Annotated in this window: 16 protein-coding genes; 11 read left to right on the forward strand and 5 right to left on the reverse strand. The window is 65.1% G+C overall.

Annotation, left to right across the window (positions count from 1 at the left end; translation table 11 throughout):
• Positions 1–26 precede the first annotated feature (26 nt).
• Positions 27–353, forward strand: a complete 327-nt coding sequence (locus tag GGR00_RS09850) for a GNAT family N-acetyltransferase (RefSeq protein ID WP_184699345.1) — start codon at positions 27–29, stop codon at positions 351–353.
• On the opposite strand, the gene GGR00_RS09855 is transcribed toward GGR00_RS09850, so the two are convergent.
• The 3 genes from GGR00_RS09855 to GGR00_RS09865 form a co-directional block, all read right to left on the reverse strand.
• On the reverse strand, positions 354–1,070 hold the full coding sequence (locus GGR00_RS09855) for an LrgB family protein (protein WP_055980513.1): 717 nt from the start codon (positions 1,068–1,070) through the stop codon (positions 354–356).
• Between the two features lie 4 nt (positions 1,071–1,074).
• Positions 1,075–1,434 carry a CidA/LrgA family protein gene (locus GGR00_RS09860; protein WP_184699346.1) on the reverse strand — a complete coding sequence of 120 codons (360 nt, stop codon included), beginning with the start codon at positions 1,432–1,434 and terminating at the stop codon, positions 1,075–1,077.
• 116 nt (positions 1,435–1,550) lie between these two features.
• Positions 1,551–1,829 (reverse strand): GNAT family N-acetyltransferase, encoded by a 279-nt coding sequence (locus tag GGR00_RS09865; protein ID WP_082496720.1) that lies wholly within the window; start codon positions 1,827–1,829, stop codon positions 1,551–1,553.
• Between the two features lie 292 nt (positions 1,830–2,121).
• On the opposite strand from GGR00_RS09865, the gene GGR00_RS09870 reads away from it, so the two are divergent.
• From GGR00_RS09870 to GGR00_RS09880, 3 genes are all read left to right on the forward strand, one after another.
• The gene (locus GGR00_RS09870) at positions 2,122–2,580 is read left to right on the forward strand and encodes a RidA family protein (RefSeq protein WP_184699347.1); all 459 of its coding nucleotides are present in this window, start codon (positions 2,122–2,124) and stop codon (positions 2,578–2,580) included.
• Between the two features lie 176 nt (positions 2,581–2,756).
• The gene (locus GGR00_RS09875; RefSeq protein ID WP_055980502.1) at positions 2,757–3,824 is read left to right on the forward strand and encodes a C4-dicarboxylate TRAP transporter substrate-binding protein; all 1,068 of its coding nucleotides are present in this window, start codon (positions 2,757–2,759) and stop codon (positions 3,822–3,824) included.
• A gap of 149 nt (positions 3,825–3,973) precedes the next feature.
• On the forward strand, positions 3,974–5,950 hold the full coding sequence (locus GGR00_RS09880) for a TRAP transporter large permease subunit (protein ID WP_184699348.1): 1,977 nt from the start codon (positions 3,974–3,976) through the stop codon (positions 5,948–5,950).
• Between the two features lie 105 nt (positions 5,951–6,055).
• On the opposite strand, the gene GGR00_RS09885 is transcribed toward GGR00_RS09880, so the two are convergent.
• Positions 6,056–6,232, reverse strand: a complete 177-nt coding sequence (locus GGR00_RS09885; RefSeq protein ID WP_184699349.1) for a hypothetical protein — start codon at positions 6,230–6,232, stop codon at positions 6,056–6,058.
• A 254-nt stretch (positions 6,233–6,486) separates the two neighbouring features.
• Here GGR00_RS09885 and GGR00_RS09890 point away from each other — a divergent pair, with 254 nt between their 5' ends.
• Together GGR00_RS09890 and GGR00_RS09895 are read left to right on the forward strand one after the other, a co-directional pair.
• On the forward strand, positions 6,487–7,131 hold the full coding sequence (locus tag GGR00_RS09890) for a carbonic anhydrase (protein WP_055981000.1): 645 nt from the start codon (positions 6,487–6,489) through the stop codon (positions 7,129–7,131).
• Positions 7,132–7,247: 116 nt separating this feature from the next.
• The gene (locus GGR00_RS09895; protein ID WP_184699350.1) at positions 7,248–8,729 is read left to right on the forward strand and encodes an aldehyde dehydrogenase family protein; all 1,482 of its coding nucleotides are present in this window, start codon (positions 7,248–7,250) and stop codon (positions 8,727–8,729) included.
• 60 nt (positions 8,730–8,789) lie between these two features.
• Here the strand turns inward: GGR00_RS09895 and GGR00_RS09900 are convergent, their stop codons facing one another.
• Complete coding sequence (locus GGR00_RS09900; protein WP_184699351.1) at positions 8,790–10,544, reverse strand: ABC transporter ATP-binding protein; 1,755 nt, start codon at positions 10,542–10,544, stop codon at positions 8,790–8,792.
• 236 nt (positions 10,545–10,780) lie between these two features.
• Between GGR00_RS09900 and GGR00_RS09905 the strand changes: the two genes are divergently transcribed.
• From GGR00_RS09905 to GGR00_RS09925, 5 genes are all read left to right on the forward strand, one after another.
• On the forward strand, positions 10,781–11,806 hold the full coding sequence (locus tag GGR00_RS09905) for a BMP family protein (RefSeq protein WP_055980494.1): 1,026 nt from the start codon (positions 10,781–10,783) through the stop codon (positions 11,804–11,806).
• A 166-nt stretch (positions 11,807–11,972) separates the two neighbouring features.
• Positions 11,973–13,493 carry an ATP-binding cassette domain-containing protein gene (locus GGR00_RS09910; protein WP_184699352.1) on the forward strand — a complete coding sequence of 507 codons (1,521 nt, stop codon included), beginning with the start codon at positions 11,973–11,975 and terminating at the stop codon, positions 13,491–13,493.
• Positions 13,494–13,715: 222 nt separating this feature from the next.
• Positions 13,716–14,765, forward strand: a complete 1,050-nt coding sequence (locus tag GGR00_RS09915; RefSeq protein ID WP_055980997.1) for an ABC transporter permease — start codon at positions 13,716–13,718, stop codon at positions 14,763–14,765.
• A gap of 271 nt (positions 14,766–15,036) precedes the next feature.
• Complete coding sequence (locus tag GGR00_RS09920; RefSeq protein ID WP_055980485.1) at positions 15,037–15,978, forward strand: ABC transporter permease; 942 nt, start codon at positions 15,037–15,039, stop codon at positions 15,976–15,978.
• Positions 15,975–17,267, forward strand: coding sequence for an amidohydrolase family protein (locus tag GGR00_RS09925; protein ID WP_055980482.1), 1,293 nt, complete (start codon positions 15,975–15,977; stop codon positions 17,265–17,267). Before GGR00_RS09920 ends, GGR00_RS09925 begins: the two co-directional genes overlap by 4 nt.
• Positions 17,268–17,556 lie beyond the last annotated feature (289 nt).

Below are 17,556 nucleotides of genomic sequence, written 5' to 3' on the forward strand. Positions count from 1 at the left end.
CCATGATGTGAAAGCAGAGGAAACACATGTCTGAGATCGAAATCACCAGGGAAGAGCGCGGCCAGCGGCACGGCCGCTATGTCGCCCGCATCGCCGGCGTCGAAGGCGAGGCCGAAATCACCTTCACCAAGCGCGGGCCCGGGCTGATCAGCGCCGACCACACCGGTGCGCCCGAATCGATGCGCGGAACCGGTGCGGCCGCGGCCCTGGTGACGTTCCTGATCGAGGACGCGCGCAAGAACGGCTTCAAGATCCTGCCGCTTTGCCCCTATGTGCGGGCGCAGTATCGCAAGCATCCCGATTGGGCCGACGTCATGACGCTGGCGCCGGGCGAGGAGCCGCCGACCCTCTAGTCACAGCACCAGCCTGACCAGCAGGGGCACGATCAGCGACGTCGCGATGGCGTTCAGCGCCATCGCGATGCCGGCAAACAGCCCCGCCGTCTCGTCGACGTCGAAGGCGCGTGCGGTGCCGATGCCGTGCGAGGTCAGCCCGACGGCAAAGCCGCGCGCGGCATAGTCCTTGATCCGCATGGCATTCATCAGCGGCGTCACCACGAGCGCGCCGACGATGCCGGTCAGCACGACCAGCACCGCGGTCAGCGACGGGTTGCCGCCCAGCGACGACGAGATCGCCATGGCCACGCCGGCGGTGGCCGACTTCGGCAGGAACGAGACCAGCACGTCCTGCGACAACCCCGCCCACTTGCCCATCAGCACGATCGACAGTACGGCCGAGAAGGAACCGACGACCAGCGCTGCCGCCATCGGGATCAGCGCCTGCCGCACCTTCTGCCATTGGCGGTACAGCGGGATGGCGATGGCCACGGTGGCGGGGCCGAGCAGGAAATGGATGAACTGCGCGCCTTCGAAAAACGTCTCGTACGGCACGTCGAACAGCCACAACGTCGTGGACAACAGCGCGATGGTGATCAGCACCGGATTGGCCAGCGGGTGGCGCTTCAGCCGCACCGAGATGGTGGTCGCCGCGATCCAGGCAAACAGGGTCAGGGTCAGCCACAGCAGCGGCGAGGCAGACAGGTAGACCCAGAGTTCGATGGGGTGCTTCATCGGGCTATTCCCGCCCGACGAGCCGGCGGACGATGACGAACGTCCACACGGTGATGGCGAGGGTGAGGACGGCGGACGCCACCAGCACCAATAGGATCGCCCCGGCTTGGCTCTGCAACTGGCTCCACAGCGCTACGATGCCGACGCCGGCCGGCACGAACAGCAGGCCGAGATTGGCGAGGAAGCCGTCGGCAGCGGTCTCCGCCTCGGCGAACAGCCCGAGGCCGAGCATCTTGCATGCCTGCATCGCCACGAACAGCAGCACCAGCCCCACCACCGGCCCGGGCAGGGGCAGCCCCGTGGTGAAGACGATGCTTTCCCCCAGCAGCTGGAACAGCAGCAGAAGCGCGATGCCCTTGATCATGAGTGGCCTGTCCCGGACGCGGTTCGAAGGTGAAGAATGCGATTCAGCGGCCCTGCCTCGGATCGCCGGCCGAAGCTGGCTGGCTCTCCGCCCGCAAGATGACGGAGTTCGAAAGATCAGCCATCCAGCAGCGCCATGTATTCAGGGTGGCGGCTGGCATAGGCGGCCATGAACGGGCATTTGGCGATGGCCCGGCGACCGCTGGCCTTGATGGTTTCGAACACGCCTTTGGCCAGCCTGGAGCCGATGCCCTGTCCCGTGAACTGGTGCGGCACCTCGGTGTGGACCAGCACCACCCGGCCGTCCTCGATCCGGTAGTAAGCCGCGGCCACCTCGTCGCCGATTGCCAGTTCGTATCGGCTCATGGCTGGGTTGTCGACGACGTGTTCGTCCATGCTCATTTCCAATGCGGCAGCTTCCGACCCGATCCGCTGGGAAGCGGGGGCCACGACGTCATCCTCGACAACGGCGCAGGCAAAATCAACCGGCATTGAGCAGCGAACACCGATCCTTCGGCGCACCAAACATCGGTCACGGGCATTTGCGGTGCGTGGCCTTCCGGGGCGAGCTGACGGGAAGGTCAATGAAGCAGGTCGAAAGTCCACCAAAACCGGACGAACCTCTCTATTTCCTGCCTTCAGTTGTTGCGAAGCTAATCTTTCAGCTTGCTGAAGGATCAAGGAAGAAATGAGCAGAACGAAACCTTACAGGACATCTCCGACGAACCCCAATATCGGAGAAATTCACACGGATCCGAGCAGGGTCAAGGACATGCCCTATGCGCCGGCAATTCGTGTCGAGACACCGGGCGACCTGCTGTTCGTGTCGGGCGCAACGCCATCGCCGCTGTACCACAAGCATCCCCACGACTGGAGCGAGCACGACCACCCCAACGACATCCGCGAGCAGGCCCGGCGTGCCATGCACACCATCCAGGGCATCCTCGAGCATGAAGGGCTGACCTGGACCGATGTCGTGAAGATCACCAAGTTCCTGACCGACATGCGCGAGATCGAGGTTCTAAGCGCCACGCTCAAGGAATTTCTCGGCGATTGGTCCCCGGCAAGCACGACGATTTGCGTCAACTCGCTGTCGACGCCGGGCGCGCGCATCGAAATCGAGGTTCTCGCAGTATTCCCGAAGTGAACGCGCCTGGGTGCTGGCGGGGTCTTGGAGGAGACTATCGCCGGCTTGATGTCAATTGGCAACAAGCGCAGCCGCGCCGCCGATAATAGATACTGCGAAATCAGGTAGTTGGATCGATTTTTCGTCTGATCCTGGATCGCAGCCGATGAAATGTCTTTGATTGCTGGGAGGGCAATATGAAGAAGATGATAGCCTGCTCGCTGGGCCTTGCGCTCGGCATGTTTGCAGCATCCGCGCAAGCGGTCGAAACGGTTCGGCTGACGATGGCATCGAGCCATCCGACGTCGGTCGCCTGGGTCGGGGCCCTGAAGAGCCACGTCGTCGACAATTCGAACCGCCTGCTCGAGGAGCAGGGTTCCAACTACCGCATCGAATGGACGGAAGCCTTCGGCGGTGCGCTCTACGATTTCAACGATTCGCTCGAGGCGATCGAGAGTGGCATGGCCGACATGGGCTGGGTCGGCTCCCTGTGGGAACCGGCCAAGATGCCGCTGCAGAACATCACCTTTGCGACGCCCTTCGTGACCAGCGACCCGGCGATCGCGGTCGACGTCCTGAACGAACTCAACGACACCGTTCCCGAAATGAAGGCGGAGTGGACCAGGCACAACCTGGTGTTCCTCGGCGCCAGCGTCAACGACACCTATCACATCTTCACCAAGTTCCCGGTGAACAGCCTTGCCGACCTCAAGGGCAAGAAGATCGTCGGCAACTCCTCGCTCGGCCCCTGGCTGGAAGGCACGGGCGCCGTGCTCGTGGCCGGCGGCCTGCCGAGCTTCTACCAGCAGATCCAGTCCGGTGTCGCCGACGGGGCCATCATCATGCCCACCGGCTCCTTCTCGCTGAAGCTGCATGAGGTGGCGCCCCACATCACCCTCGTCGACATCGGCGTGACGACCGTTGGCGGCCTGGCGGTGAACCAGGACAGCTGGAACGCCCTTCCCAAGGATGTCCAGGCCGTGCTCACCAAGCTCGGCCGCGAATACAGCGACGTGCACGCCAAGCAGGTCATGGCAAGATACGACCAGTCCCTTGCCGACATGGCCAAGGAAGGCGCGCAGATCAAGCCGCTGCCGGCGCAGGACCGCCAGCTCTGGGTGGACAGCCTGGCGGCTCTTTCCAAGACCTGGGTGGAGACGGCCGAAAAGGCGGGGCTGCCGGCCCGCGACATCGTCGTCCGGTTCATGGACGAAATGCGCGAACGCGGTGCCAAGCCGCTGCGCAACTGGGATCAGGAACTCTGATCATTCGAGGAAAGCATCGTGGGCCATGCCCACGATGCTTCATGTCGTCGAGCTGGCCGCCAGCAACGACAGGCACGGGATGCCGGTCGCTTGAAACGGCAACAACCAGAATTCATGCGGCCGCGCGCAGACCCAAATCGGATCACACCATGACCACCAATTCCAATGTTGCGGACGCCACATCGTCCGACCACCCGCCGCTCCTCAACGTCCCGGACCGGTTCCTGAGAATTGGCTCGGACCTGCTCGCGACTACCAGTTCGATCTGGATCTTCGTGATCATGGCTGTGATCTGCGCCGACATTGTCATGCGGTCGCTGTTCAACCAGCCGCTGCAGGGCGTGCCGGAGATCGTGGCCTATTCGGTACCGAGCTATGTCTTCCTTGCCGTCACCAGCGCCATCCGCGCCGGCCGGTTCCTGCGCGCTGATTTCCTCTACGCACCGGTGCTGGAGCGCTATCCGCGCGCCGGTGCGGTGCTGGAAGGCTTCTTCAACCTCGCCGGCACCTGGGTGTTCTACGAGATCGCCTCGGGCCTGTGGCCCAAGCTGGCCGAGGCCTGGCGCACGGCCGAGTTCTTTGGCGCGGTTGGCGTGTTCACGGCGCCGGTCTGGCCCTTCCTGGCAACGATCTTCATCGGCGCCTGCCTGGCAGGGCTGCAGTTCGGGCTGATGACCACCGCCTCGACCATCCGGCTCTGGCAGGTTCGCGGCGACAGGCAGCATCCCTTCAGCCTGTTCGCCGCATTGGCCTTCATTGCGGTGCTGGTGGCCGGTGGGTACCTCGTGGTCAGTTCGGGTCTGTCGCCGATCACCGTGGGCTTCGTCGCCATCGGCGGCATGCTGCTGCTGGTTCTCGCCGGCGTGCACATCGCCACGGGCTTGATCCTGCTTTCGTTCATCGGCATCTGGGCGGTGCGCGGCAATCCCGAGATCGCCTCGCGTTCGCTCGTGCTCGCGGCGGCCGGCTCGATCAATTCCTACAGCTTCGGCGTCATCCCGTTGTTCATCCTGATGGGGCTGTTCGTGGACATCGCCAATGTCGGCCGCGACGCCTTTGCCGTCGCAGCCCGGCTGGCGCGGCGGCTGAAAGGTGGCCTCGGCATCGCCACCGTCTTCGCCAATGCAGTCTTTGCAGCGATCACCGGCAGCTCGATCGCATCGGCAGCCGTGTTCACCCGTGTCGCCACCCCGCAGATGATGCTGCATGGCTATTCGACGCGCTTCTCCGTCGGCGTCGTCGCGGGAAGCTCGGTGCTCGGCATGCTCATCCCGCCGAGCCTTCTGCTGATCGTCTACGGCCTCATTGCCGAAGTCTCCGTCGGCAAGCTGTTCATTGCGGCCGTGTTGCCGGGGTTGCTCCTGGCAGTTGCCTTTGCCGGGCTCATTATGGGTATGGCCCGCTTCTCGCCGAGCTTCATTTTCGCGGCCGGACAGCAGGCCAGCGCATCGCCGGCCGAACTGGACGACAGCGTCAGCTTCCGGGATTTTTCGTCGAAGATGATGCCGATCATGGTCCTGATCGCCGTCGTCCTGGGCGGCATCTACACCGGCTTCTTCACGCCGACCGAGTCGGGCGCGATCGGCGCTGCCGGCGGGCTGGTCATAGCCGTCCTCAAGGGCGCGCTCGACTGGAAGAAATTCTCCCGGATCCTCGTCGAGGCAGCCCAGATTTCGGCATCCGTCCTCGTCCTCATCGTTGCGGCCAACCTGTACAGCCGCCTGCTGACGCTCACCAACATTCCCCAGGGCGTTGCCGAATGGATCATCGCCGCCGGCTTCGGGCTGGCCGCGTTCCTCGCGATCTACCTGTTGATCGTGATCGTGCTCGGCATGTTCCTCGACTCGGTCTCGATCATGCTGATCCTGCTGCCGCTGATGCTGCCGGTGGTGTCGTCGCTTGGCGGCGATCTCGTCTGGTTCGGCATCGTCACCACGATCGCCGTCGAGATCGGGCTTTTGACGCCGCCATTCGGCTTGTCGGTCTATGTCGTCAAAGGCACATTGCCACCGGGCATGGCGACATTGAACGACATCTTCATTGGCACGCTGCCCTTTGCCGCCATGATGCTGCTGGTCACCATCGTGCTGATGGTATTCCCCTGGCTCAGCCTGGTCTTCGTGTGATGCCGAACCCTGACGCTCACGGGTGCTGCTAGCTGGCCCTGCGCCGACACCCTTGCAGAGGCCGGTGTCGCCGGTCTGGCCATGACATGCCTGCCGCCGGTGGCGTCAGCTGACCGTGTTTTCCTTCTTGCTTTCGCAGTCCCGGCCGCTGCCCTGACCGCTCGGCGGCGGGCAGTTTTCGCCCGAGCATTCCTGGGCCTGCGCGGGCGAGACGTGCATCGGTCCGGCGCCGGTTGCCGCCAGCAGGCTGGCGGTCGAAAGGATGAAGAGGAGGAGGCGCATTTCACTCTCCTTTGCCGTGTTGATCGGACGCAGCCGCCAATGTCGGCTGCCGGACGGGGCAGGCGCCTTGCCCGGGAAAGCTGCTCCCGGGCGGTTTGACCGCAGCATAGCTCAACGTCGTCCAGCGTAAAGCGCCTAGCTCTGCGTCCTGTGGTTGAGCGGCGGGGGCGGCAACGTTACAGGAGGTCGGTGACGTAGTAGCACCTGCTCATTTGCATTTGCCGCAACGGCAATTTCCGTTTATGGGCAAGTCCATGTCGAATTTGCCTGATGCTCTGCTCACCGGTTATCGCAACTTCATGAACGGTCGTTACGCGGCCGAAACCGAGCATTACAAGTCGCTGGCGCGCGAAGGCCAGTCGCCCGAAACGCTGGTCATCGCCTGTTGCGATTCCCGCGCGGCCCCCGAAACCATCTTCGACGCCGGCCCGGGCGAACTGTTCGTGCTCCGCAACGTCGCCAATCTCGTGCCGCCCTATTCGCCCGATGGCGAGTTCCATTCCACCTCGGCGGCGCTCGAATTCGCCGTGCAGGCGCTCAAGGTCAAGAACATCGTCGTCATGGGCCATGGCCGCTGCGGTGGCATCCGCGCTGCCCTCGACCCCAATGCCACGCCGCTTTCGCCCGGCGATTTCATCGGCAAGTGGATGAGCCTCGTCGGCCCCGCCGCCGAGACGGTCTCCGGCAACGACATGATGACCAAGTCCGAGCGGCAGACGGCCCTGGAACGCATCTCCATCCGCTATTCGATCGCCAATCTGCGCACCTTTCCGTGCGTCCAGATACTCGAGCAGAAGGGCCGGCTGGAAATCTTCGGCGCCTGGTTCGACATCTCGGCGGGCGAGTTGTGGGTCATGGACCGCACCACCGGCGATTTCGAACGCACTGGAACGGTCTGACGATCGGCCGCTGGCCTCATCGCAATGGCTTGAATGGCGTGGCCTGTCCGGCCTAGCCTTGCCGCGCTGACCAGGCAGCGGCGCCACGCCGTGACCGCGCGGCGAGGAGCATAGCCATGACCGTCGTCCCCATCCGCCAGCCCATCGATGGCCGCCATCGGCCGATGTTCATCGGCGGCCTGTGGGTGGATGCCGCTTCCGGCCAGACCTTCGAAACGCGCAACCCTGCCACCGGCGAGGTCATCGCCACTGTCCCGCGCGGCGGCCGGCAGGATATCGAGCGTGCAGTCGCTGCCGCCCGCAATGCCTTCGTCGGGCCGTGGAGCCGCTTCAAGCCGCATGAACGCCAGAAGCTCTTGCTGCGCATAGCCGACCTTTTCGAGCGCCACTGGGAGGAGATCTGCATCTCCGACACCACCGACATGGGGCTGCCCATCGCCAGGGCGCGGGGCAATGCCAACCGCGTCCTCGGCATGCTGCGCTACTACGCCGGCATGGCCACCGCCCTGCACGGCGAGACCATCGAGAACTCGTTGCCCGGCGACATCGTGTCGTTCACGCGCAAGGAGCCGGTCGGCGTCGTCGGCGCCATCATCCCGTGGAATGCACCGACCGCCGCTTCGGTCTGGAAGATCGGCCCCGCGCTGGCGACCGGCTGCACGGTTGTGCTGAAACCGTCGGAAGAGGCGCCGCTCACGCCGCTGCTGATCGCCGAGCTGATGGCGGAGGCCGGGGTGCCCGACGGCGTCGTCAATGTGGTCACGGGCACCGGAGCGGAGGCCGGGGCGCCGCTGGCAGAGCACATGGGCGTCGACAAGATCGTCTTCACCGGCTCGACCTTGACCGGTCAGAGCATCGTCCGGGCATCGGCCGGCAATCTCAAGCGCGTGTCGCTCGAACTCGGCGGCAAGTCGCCCGTCATCGTCTGCGCCGATGCCGATCTGGAGCGCGCGGTGCCGGTCGCCGCCATGTCGGTCTTCGCCAATTCCGGCCAGATCTGCATCGCCGGCTCGCGCCTGTTCGTGGCGCGCTCGATCCATGACGAATTCGTCGAGCGCCTGTCCGCCTATGCCGCGAGCTTGCGCATCGGCAACGGCATCGACCCTGGAACGGAAATCGGCCCGTTGATTTCGCAGCGCCAGCTCGACCGCGTCGAGGGCTATCTGCGCGCCGGGTCGGAGGAAGGGGCCCGCCTCGTTGCCGGCGGCACCAGGCTGTCGGATGGCGCTTTGGCAGCCGGCAACTTCATTGCCCCGACGGTTTTTGCCGGGGTCTCCGACACCATGCGCATCGCGCGTGAGGAGATATTCGGTCCGGTCATCTCGGCCCTGCCGTTCGACACGCTGGACGAGGCGGTGAGACGCGCCAACGACACGCCCTATGGCCTGGCCGCCGGTGTCTTCACGCGTGATCTGGCCACCGCGCACCAGCTGTCGCGCCGGCTCCAGGCCGGGTCGGTGTGGGTCAACACCTATCACGCCATCGACCCGGCGGTGCCCTTCGGCGGCTACAAGATGAGCGGCTACGGCCGCGAGGGCGGCGGCGAGCACCTTGGCGAATATCTCAACACCAAGGGCGTCTTCATCCGCATCGATTGAGCCCGGGCAGGCGGGCAAGCGCGAAGCCGCGTCCGCAAGCGGGCGCGGCCTTGAGCCCGCTCAGCGCATCAGCTGGAACTCATAGAGCCGGCGATAGAGCCCGCCGGCGTCCAGAAGGTCGGCATGGCGGCCCTGTTCGGCGACCTTGCCGTCCTGCATCACCACGATGTTGTCGGCCTGGTGGACCGTCGACAGGCGATGCGCGATCGCAATCGTCGTGCGGCCCGCCGACAGCTTTTCCAGCGCGTCGCGGAACAGCGCCTCGGATTCGGCGTCGAGCGCGCTGGTGGCTTCATCCAGCAACAGCACGTTGGCATCGCGCAGGATGGCGCGGGCAATCGACAGGCGCTGCTTCTGGCCGCCTGAAAGCAGCGCGCCGTTCTCGCCGACCTGGGTGGCGTAGCCGTTCTTCAGCGCCATGATGAAGTCGTGCGCGTTGGCGGCCTTGGCGGCGGCGATCACCTCTTCGTCGCCGGCGCCTTCGCGGCCGAGCCGGATGTTGTGCATGATCGTGCCGGTGAACAGGAAGGTGTCCTGGCTGACATAGGCGATGCGGTCGCGCACCGAATGCAGCGTCGCGTGCGATATGTCCTGCCCGTCGAACAGCACCTCGCCGCTGTCGGGATCGTACATGCGCATGATCAGGTTCATGATCGTCGACTTGCCGCTGCCCGACGGGCCGACGAGCGCGGTCATCTTGCCCGGCGGGAAGATCATGTCGAGATTGCGCAGCACCGGCTCGCCGTCGGCATAGGAGAAGCTGAGATTCCTGAGTTCGATCTTGCCCGGTCCGGGCAACAGTGCCTCCGCGCCGGGCTTTTCGGTAATCGTCAGCGGCCGGTCGGACAGTTCGAACATCATGCGCACGCCGACCAGGCCGGCCTCCAGCGATACGCGGAACCGCGCCAGCCGCTTGGCCGGCTCGTAGGCCAGGAGCAGCGCCGTGATGAACGACATGATGCTGCCAGGCGTCTGCCCTCCCTGCACGACAAGATAGCCGCTGACCAGCACCACCCCGGCGATGGCCAGGCCGGCCAGCGTTTCCATGATCGGGCTGGTGCCGGCTTCGAGCGCGGCGATGGTGTTGGCGCGCCGCTCGACGTCGGAGACGGCACGATGCATGCGGCTGCGCATCAGGGACTCGAGATTGAAGGATTTGACGATGCGCACGCCGACCGTCGTTTCCTGCATCACCTGCACGATCTGGGCCAGCGACATGAATTCCGCCTCCATGATCTTGCGCACGCGGCGCAGGATCTGGTTGACGCCGAAGATGGCGATCGGGCCGACGATGAAGGCGACCAGAGACAGCACAGGCTGCTGGTACACCATCACCGCAACCAGGCCGATCAGCGAAAACAGGTCGCGCACGAAGGAGGTGACGATGACGTCGAGCACCGTCCGCGCTGCCTGTGCATTGTGGGTGACGCGGGTGATCAGGTCCGACGAGGGGATCGAATGGTAGAAGGCGATGCCTTGCGCCAGGATGCGGTCGTAGATCTTGCGCTGGCGGTCGGCGATGATTGAGTTGCCGACGCGGCTCAGGAAGAAGGCCTGGACGAAGGTCGCCACGCCCTTGAGGATGAATATCCCCGCCACCATCGCCGCGATCATGTAGACGCGGTTGATGTCCTTGCCGATGACGAACTCGTTGGTGATGTCCTGCATGATCCAGGCGCTGGCCGCCGTCATGCCGGCGACCACGAGCATGGCGATGATGGCGATACCGTAGCCGAGGGCATGCTGGCGGAACGACTCGCGCAGCAATCGCCAGATCAGGCGATGATTCTGCGTCGGACGAAAAAATCCAAACAAATCAATGGGTCCCTTGAGGCGCGGCCCCCCGTGCGGGCCTATATAAAGCACCTGCGGGCGAAGGGAAACGGTGCATGTGCCGCAAATGTCCGGACCGGTCGTCGCGGCGCGCAAGGAGACGGTGGACAGCAGGCCGCCTACGGATTGCCGGGATTTCGTATTTCGCATACCGTTGACCAAACGATAAAAAACGCGCCTTCGCCAAAGAAGACCAAAACCAGCCAGAGGTGGATCGAATGCACAGCAATTCCAACAGTTCAGGCATTTCCAGACGCACCCTGATCAGGGCCGCCGGCGCCTCCGCTGCGGTCGCAGCCGTGGGCATCCCCGGCCGTCTGTTCGCCGCCGATCCGATCAAGGTCGCGGCCGTCTACACCGTTCCGGTCGAGCAGCAATGGGTCAGCCGCATCCACAAGGCGGCCAACGCCGCCAAGGACCGTGGCGACATCGAATATGTCTATTCGGAAAACACCGCCAACAACGACTATGAGCGCGTCATGCGCGAATATTGCGAGGCGGGGCACAAGCTGATCCTCGGCGAGGTCTTCGGCGTCGAGGACGCTGCCCGCGCGGTCGCCAAGGACTATCCCGACGTCGCTTTCCTGATGGGCTCGAGCTTCAAGCCCGACGCGGCGGTGCCGAACTTCTCGGTCTTTGACAATTACATCCAGGACGCCTCCTACCTCTCCGGCCTCGTTGCCGGCGCCATGACCAAGTCGAAGAACATCGGCATGGTAGGCGGCTATCCGATCCCCGAGGTCAACCGCCTGATGAACGCCTTCATGGCAGGCGTGAAGGAAGTGGCCCCCGACGCCAAGTTCCAGGTCGCCTTCATCGGCTCGTGGTTCGATCCGCCCAAGGCCAAGGAGACCGCCTTCGCCCAGATCGACGGTGGTGCTGACCTGCTCTACGCCGAGCGTTTCGGGGTGTCCGACGCGGCCAAGGAAAAGAAGGTGCTCGCCATCGGCAACGTCATCGACACCCAGGCCGACTATCCTGAAACGGTCGTCGCGTCGGCGCTGTGGCACTTCGAGCCGACGCTTGACAAGGCGATCGCCGAGGTCAAGGCCGGCACCTTCAAGGCCGACGACTACGGCGTCTATTCCTTCATGAAGGCCGGCGGCTCGTCGCTGGCGCCTCTCGGTACCTTCGAGAGCAAGGTGCCCGACGACGTCAAGGCCAAGGTCGCCGAGAAGGAAAAGGCGATCAAGGACGGGTCCTTCACCGTCGAGATCAACGACGCCGAGCCGAAGTCGAGCTAGCGCCGTTTCCTTCTCCCCGTTCACGGGGAGAAGGTGGCCCAAAGGGCCGGATGAGGGGCGGAGCTAACGTTCGCGGCTCGCGCTGCCCCTCACCTGGCTGCCGCCATCCTCTCCCCGTGAACGGGGAGAGGAGCCTTGTCCGCAACGCCGCTCCCGATCGTCAAACGTGACCAGCACCCCCGTCCTTCGCCTCTCCGGCATCACCAAGCGTTTCGGCCCGCTCGTGGCCAACGACGCCATTTCCTTCGAGCTGAAGCGCGGCGAGGTGATTGCCCTGCTCGGCGAGAACGGCGCCGGCAAGACCACGCTGATGAACATCCTGTTCGGCCACTATGTCGCCGACGAGGGCACTGTCGCGGCGTTTGCCAAGCCGTTGCCGCCCGGAGATCCGCACGCAGCGCTTGATGCCGGCATCGGCATGGTGCACCAGCATTTTACCCTCGCCGACAACATGACGGTGCTGGAAAACATCGCGCTCGGCACCCAAAGCTTATGGCGTCCGCGTCTCGACCGGGCTGCTGCGCGCAGCCGCATCGGGCAGCTGTCCGCCGACTTCGGCCTGGCGGTCGATCCCGCCGCGACCGTCTCGTCCCTTTCTGTCGGCGAACGCCAGCGCGTCGAGATCCTGAAGGCGCTTTACCGCGAGGCCCGCATCCTGATCCTCGACGAGCCGACGGCGGTGCTGACGCCGGCCGAGACCGAAGCGCTGTTTCGCACGCTGAAGCTGCTCGTCGCCAAGGGCCTGTCGATCATCTTCATTTCCCACAAGCTGCACGAGGTGATGGCCGTCAGCGACCGCGTCCTGGTGCTGCGCGCCGGCCGCCTCGCGGGTGAGCGGGAGACGAAATCGACCGACCGTAAGGAACTGGCGGCCCTCATGGTTGGCCAGGAGGTCAAGCCGGCGGAAGTCACGCCCGTCCAGCTCGGCGCGCCGCTGCTTTTGCTCGACCGCGTCTCGACCGCGCGCCACAACGGCGCCGGGCTCGACGAGGTGTCGCTGACCCTCAGCGCAGGCGAGATCACCGGCCTGGCCGGCGTTTCCGGCAACGGCCAGGCAGCCCTTGCCGCGCTCATCGCCGGCACCCGGCGCCCCACCGGCGGCAGCATTTCCGTTGCCGGCCGGGCGATCGGCGACTGGTCGCCACAGGCAGCGCTCGGCCATGGCATCGCCCGCATCCCCGAGGATCGCCATGCCGTCGGCACCATCGGCGACATGAGTGTGATGGAGAACGTGATTGCCGAGCGCTATGGCAGCCCGCGCTTCAGCCGCATGGGCTTTCTCGACTGGAAGGCGGCCCGCGCCTTCGCCGAGGAGATCATCGCCGACTACGACGTCAAATGCCCGTCGCCCGAGGCGCGCATCCGGCTGCTTTCGGGCGGCAACATGCAGAAGCTGATCCTCGGCCGCGCGCTCGATCCCGAGCCTGCAGTCATCCTTGCCAGCCAGCCGACGCGCGGCCTCGACGTCGGCGCCGTCGCCTATGTCCACCGCATGCTGCTCGCTGCCCGCGAGCGCGGTGCCGCGGTGCTGCTGATCTCGGAGGACCTGGAGGAAATCCTGGCGCTGTCCGACCGCATCGTCGTGATGTCCAAGGGGCGGCTGTCCGTGCCGTCGGCGCGCGGCGAACGCAGCATCCGGGAACTGGGTGAACTGATGGCGGGTCACGGCGGGGAGCAGGCGGCGTGAGCATGGAACGAGTAGCACTCCACGCCACCCGCCTCTGTCCTGCCGGACATCTCCCCCGCAAGGGGGGAGATCAGCTTTCATCGCCGCCCGTGCCAATCGCCAATGTTTCAGGAGGGGCGGTGAGGCTGACGCTGCCAATCTCCCCCCTTGCGGGGGAGATGTCCGGCAGGACAGAGGGGGGTGCTGTCCCACAGCCATCTCAAGCCGTTGGAAGGCAACATCATGCGGCTTGAGCCCAAACCCGCGCCGTCGCTGGCCATCACCCTCCTGTTCCCCGTTGCTGCCATCGTCGCCACGCTGCTCCTCACCTCGCTTCTGGTGCTCGCAGCCGGCGCTTCGCCGCTGTCGGTGTTCTACCTCGTCGCCAAGGGCGCTGCCGGTTCGCAATTCGCCCTGCTCGAAACGCTGACGCGCGCGACGCCGCTGATCTTCACCGGCCTCGCCGTTGCCGTCGCCTTCCGCGCCAAGCTCTGGAACATCGGCGCCGAGGCCCAGCTCTATGTCGGCGGCATCGTCACCGTCGTGCTCGGCACCGGTGCCTTGCCGTTGCCTTCGGTCGTCCTCATTCCCGTCATCATGCTGGCTGCGATGATGGCCGGCGGACTTCTGTTGCTCGGGCCGGCGGTGCTGAAGACCCGCTTCGGCGTCGACGAGGTGGTCACCACGCTGCTGCTCAACTTCATCGTGCTTCTGTTTGTCTCGATGCTGCTCGAAGGCGTGCTCAAGGACCCGATGGGACTCGGCTGGCCGCAGTCGCAGAAGGTCATCGCCGAGGCGCAGCTGCCGCGCATCATCCAGGGCAAGCGCCTCCATTACGGCTTCGTCATCGCCATCATCTCGGCCATCGTCGTCTGGGTCATCATGAAGAAGACCGTGCTCGGCTACGAGATGCGCGCCGTCGGCCACAATCCTGAGGGCGCGCGCTTCGTCGGCATCCCCGTCAACCGCGTGCTGATGAAGACGGCACTCCTGTCGGGTGGTCTCGCTGCACTCGCCGGCTTCTCCGAGGTGTCGGGGCTCAAGGGCAACCTGACCCTCGACCTGTCGCCGGGCTACGGTTACTCCGGCATCGTCGTTGCCATGCTGGCGATGCTGAACCCGCTCGGCGTCATCGCCTCGGCCATCTTCGTCGCCGGCATCTTCGTCGGCGCCGACGCCATGAGCCGCGTCGCCAAGGTGCCGAGCTACATCGCCGACGTCATGGTGGCGACGTCGCTTTTGACGATGGTGGTGGCGATCCTTTTGACGCGGTTCCGGGTGAGGTGGAAGTGATGATGGTTGTGATCCGTCGCGCCCCCCTCTGGCCTGCCGGCCATCTCCCCCTCAAGGGGGGAGATCAGTCGAGTCGACGCCACGCCAATGCTTGCAGCGTGGCAGAGCGCACTGACCGACCGGGAGCCCTGCTTTATCTGCTGACGAGTGGGCGAGGCCGTGGTGACCGCCTGATCTCCCCCCTTGAGGGGGAGATGGCCGGCAGGCCAGAGGGGGGCGACGTAGAGCACCGGAGCCATCCGATGGCGGCAACCAAGGCCAGGAGCCTCTGATGGACGCGCTTGAAATCCTCTTCACCGCCTCCTTCTGGGTCGCAGCCATCCGCATCGCCTCGCCGCTGATCTTCGCCACCATGGGCGAACTGATCTGCGAGCGGGCAGGCGTGCTCAATCTCGGCATCGAGGGCATCATGACGGCTGGCGCCTTCGCCGGCTGGTTCACCGTCTATGCCGGCGGCGATCTGTGGACCGGCGTGCTGGTGGCAGCACTTGCCGGGGCCATGTTCGGGCTTTTGCATGCCACGCTGACCGTGCCGCTAGGCCTGTCGCAGCACGTCGTCGGCATCGGCATCACGCTGTTGGCCACCAGCCTGACCTATTTCACCTATCGCCTGGCGCTGCCGGAAGTGACGTCGCCCCCCAAGATCGAGCCGTTCCAGCCGCTGCCGATCCCCGGACTGTCGAAGATCCCCGTTATCGGCGAAGCGCTTTTTACACAGACGCCGCTGACCTATCTCGCCTTCCTCACCGTCGCCGTGGTCGCCTGGGTGCTCTACCGCACGCCGGTTGGCCTCGCCGTCCGCGCCGCCGGCGAAAATCCGTCGGCGGTCGAGGCGCAGGGCATTTCGGTCACCGCCATCCGCATCGGCGCGGTCATGGTCGGCAGCGCGCTGATGGCGGTCGGCGGGGCGTTCCTGACCATGTCGGCCTTCAACTCGTTCTTCTTCGAGATGATCAACGGGCGCGGCTGGATCTGCATCGCGCTCGTCGTGTTCGGCTCGTGGCGGCCGGGCAAGGCGTTGATCGGCGCCATCCTGTTCGCCGCCTTCGATGCCTACCAGGTGCGCCTGCAGCAGATGTCGGGCGGCATCGTGCCCTACCAGGTGTTCCTGATGATGCCTTATGCGCTGTCGATCCTGGCCCTGATCCTGGTGGCGCGCCGCGCCACCTATCCGAAAGCGCTGATGATACCGTACCAGAAAGGCGAAAGATGAGCTTCGACCTGATCGTCAAGGGCGGCACGCTGCCCGATGGAACCGTTGCCGACATCGGCATCAAGGGCGAGCAGATTGCCGCGATCGAGCCAAGGATCGATGCAGCGGCCGGGCGTGTCGTCGATGCCTCCGGCAACCTCGTCAGCCAGCCCTTCGTCGACCCGCATTTCCACATGGATGCGACGCTGTCCTACGGCCTGCCGCGCATCAACGTCTCGGGCACGCTGCTCGAAGGCATATCGCTGTGGGGCGAGCTCAAGCCGCTGCTGACCCATGAGGCGGTCAAGGAACGCGCACTCGCCTATTGCGACTGGGCGGTCTCGATGGGCCTGCTCGCCATTCGCACCCATGTCGACACCTGCGACGACCGCCTGCTCGCCGTCGAGGCCCTGCTCGAGGTCAAGAAGGAGATCGCGCCCTACATCGATCTCCAGCTCGTCGCCTTCCCGCAGGACGGGCTCTATCGCTCGCCGACAGCCCGCGCGAATACCATTCGCGCTTTGGACAAAGGCGTCGACATCGTCGGCGGCATCCCGCATTTCGAGCGCACCATGGCCGACGGCACCCGCTCGGTGACCGAGCTCTGCGAGATCGCGGCGGATCGCGGCCTGATGGTCGACCTGCATTGCGACGAGACCGACGATCCGCTGTCGCGCCATATCGAGCAATTGGCTTACGAGACGCAGCGGCTTGGCCTGCAGGGCAGGGTGGCCGGCTCGCACCTGACGTCGATGCACTCGATGGACAACTACTACGTCTCGAAGCTTTTGCCGCTCATTGCCGAGGCCGGCGTCTCGGCGATCCCCAATCCGCTGATCAACATCATGCTGCAGGGCCGCCACGACACCTATCCCAAGCGCCGCGGCATGACCCGCGTGCCGGAGATGCTGAAGGCCGGCATCCGCGTCGGCTGGGGCCAGGATTGCGTCCTCGATCCCTGGTATTCGCTCGGCACCGCCGACATGCTCGACGTTGCTTTCATGGGCCTGCACGTCGCCCAGATGTCCTCGCCCGCCGACATGCGCCGCTGTTTCGACATGGTGACGAAGGTGAATGCCGAGATCATGGGCCTCGACCATCTCGGTCTGGAAATCGGCAAGACGGCGAGCCTCGTCGTGCTCGACGCTGGAAACCCTGTCGAGGCGGTGCGCCTGCGCGCCGAGCGGCTTTGCGTCGTCGCCAGGGGCAAGGTCGTGGCCGAGCGTTCCAAGCGCGACACGGCACTGTCGATCAAGGGCCGCCCGGCCTCCATCAACCGCCGCCACGTGGTGCCGCCGCAGGCGAACTGAGCTGAAAGTCAGACCGGCGACGGGAAGCGTACGGCGTTACCCTCTCCGGCCCTTCAGGCCACCTCCCCCAAAGGGGCGAGGAACCCAGCTGGAAATACCCCGACATCGAACGGATACGGTGATGAACCGATGCGGTTCAGAATCCAGGTTCCTCGCCCTTCTGGGGAGAGGTGCCGAGCGAAGCGAGGCGGAGAGGGGCCTTGCTGCCAGAGCGCTTGTCTCTAGGCATGCTCTTTCCGAACTCCGGTCAAACGCCTAAAGTAGCCATCCGGAATCAAGTTTGCCGGAC

It is taken from the genome of Aminobacter aganoensis, from assembly GCF_014206975.1.
Taxonomy (GTDB): domain Bacteria; phylum Pseudomonadota; class Alphaproteobacteria; order Rhizobiales; family Rhizobiaceae; genus Aminobacter; species Aminobacter aganoensis.

What these genes read in the sequence shown, in the direction of transcription:
- GGR00_RS09850 (WP_184699345.1), top strand. Translation starts at nt 27, where the DNA reads ATGTCTGAGATCGAAATCACCAGGGAAGAGCGCGGCCAGCGGCACGGC.
- GGR00_RS09855 (WP_055980513.1), bottom strand. Translation starts at nt 1,070, where the DNA reads ATGAAGCACCCCATCGAACTCTGGGTCTACCTGTCTGCCTCGCCGCTG.
- GGR00_RS09860 (WP_184699346.1), bottom strand. Translation starts at nt 1,434, where the DNA reads ATGATCAAGGGCATCGCGCTTCTGCTGCTGTTCCAGCTGCTGGGGGAA.
- GGR00_RS09865 (WP_082496720.1), bottom strand. Translation starts at nt 1,829, where the DNA reads ATGGACGAACACGTCGTCGACAACCCAGCCATGAGCCGATACGAACTG.
- GGR00_RS09870 (WP_184699347.1), top strand. Translation starts at nt 2,122, where the DNA reads ATGAGCAGAACGAAACCTTACAGGACATCTCCGACGAACCCCAATATC.
- GGR00_RS09875 (WP_055980502.1), top strand. Translation starts at nt 2,757, where the DNA reads ATGAAGAAGATGATAGCCTGCTCGCTGGGCCTTGCGCTCGGCATGTTT.
- GGR00_RS09880 (WP_184699348.1), top strand. Translation starts at nt 3,974, where the DNA reads ATGACCACCAATTCCAATGTTGCGGACGCCACATCGTCCGACCACCCG.
- GGR00_RS09885 (WP_184699349.1), bottom strand. Translation starts at nt 6,232, where the DNA reads ATGCGCCTCCTCCTCTTCATCCTTTCGACCGCCAGCCTGCTGGCGGCA.
- GGR00_RS09890 (WP_055981000.1), top strand. Translation starts at nt 6,487, where the DNA reads ATGTCGAATTTGCCTGATGCTCTGCTCACCGGTTATCGCAACTTCATG.
- GGR00_RS09895 (WP_184699350.1), top strand. Translation starts at nt 7,248, where the DNA reads ATGACCGTCGTCCCCATCCGCCAGCCCATCGATGGCCGCCATCGGCCG.
- GGR00_RS09905 (WP_055980494.1), top strand. Translation starts at nt 10,781, where the DNA reads ATGCACAGCAATTCCAACAGTTCAGGCATTTCCAGACGCACCCTGATC.
- GGR00_RS09915 (WP_055980997.1), top strand. Translation starts at nt 13,716, where the DNA reads ATGCGGCTTGAGCCCAAACCCGCGCCGTCGCTGGCCATCACCCTCCTG.
- GGR00_RS09920 (WP_055980485.1), top strand. Translation starts at nt 15,037, where the DNA reads ATGGACGCGCTTGAAATCCTCTTCACCGCCTCCTTCTGGGTCGCAGCC.
- GGR00_RS09925 (WP_055980482.1), top strand. Translation starts at nt 15,975, where the DNA reads ATGAGCTTCGACCTGATCGTCAAGGGCGGCACGCTGCCCGATGGAACC.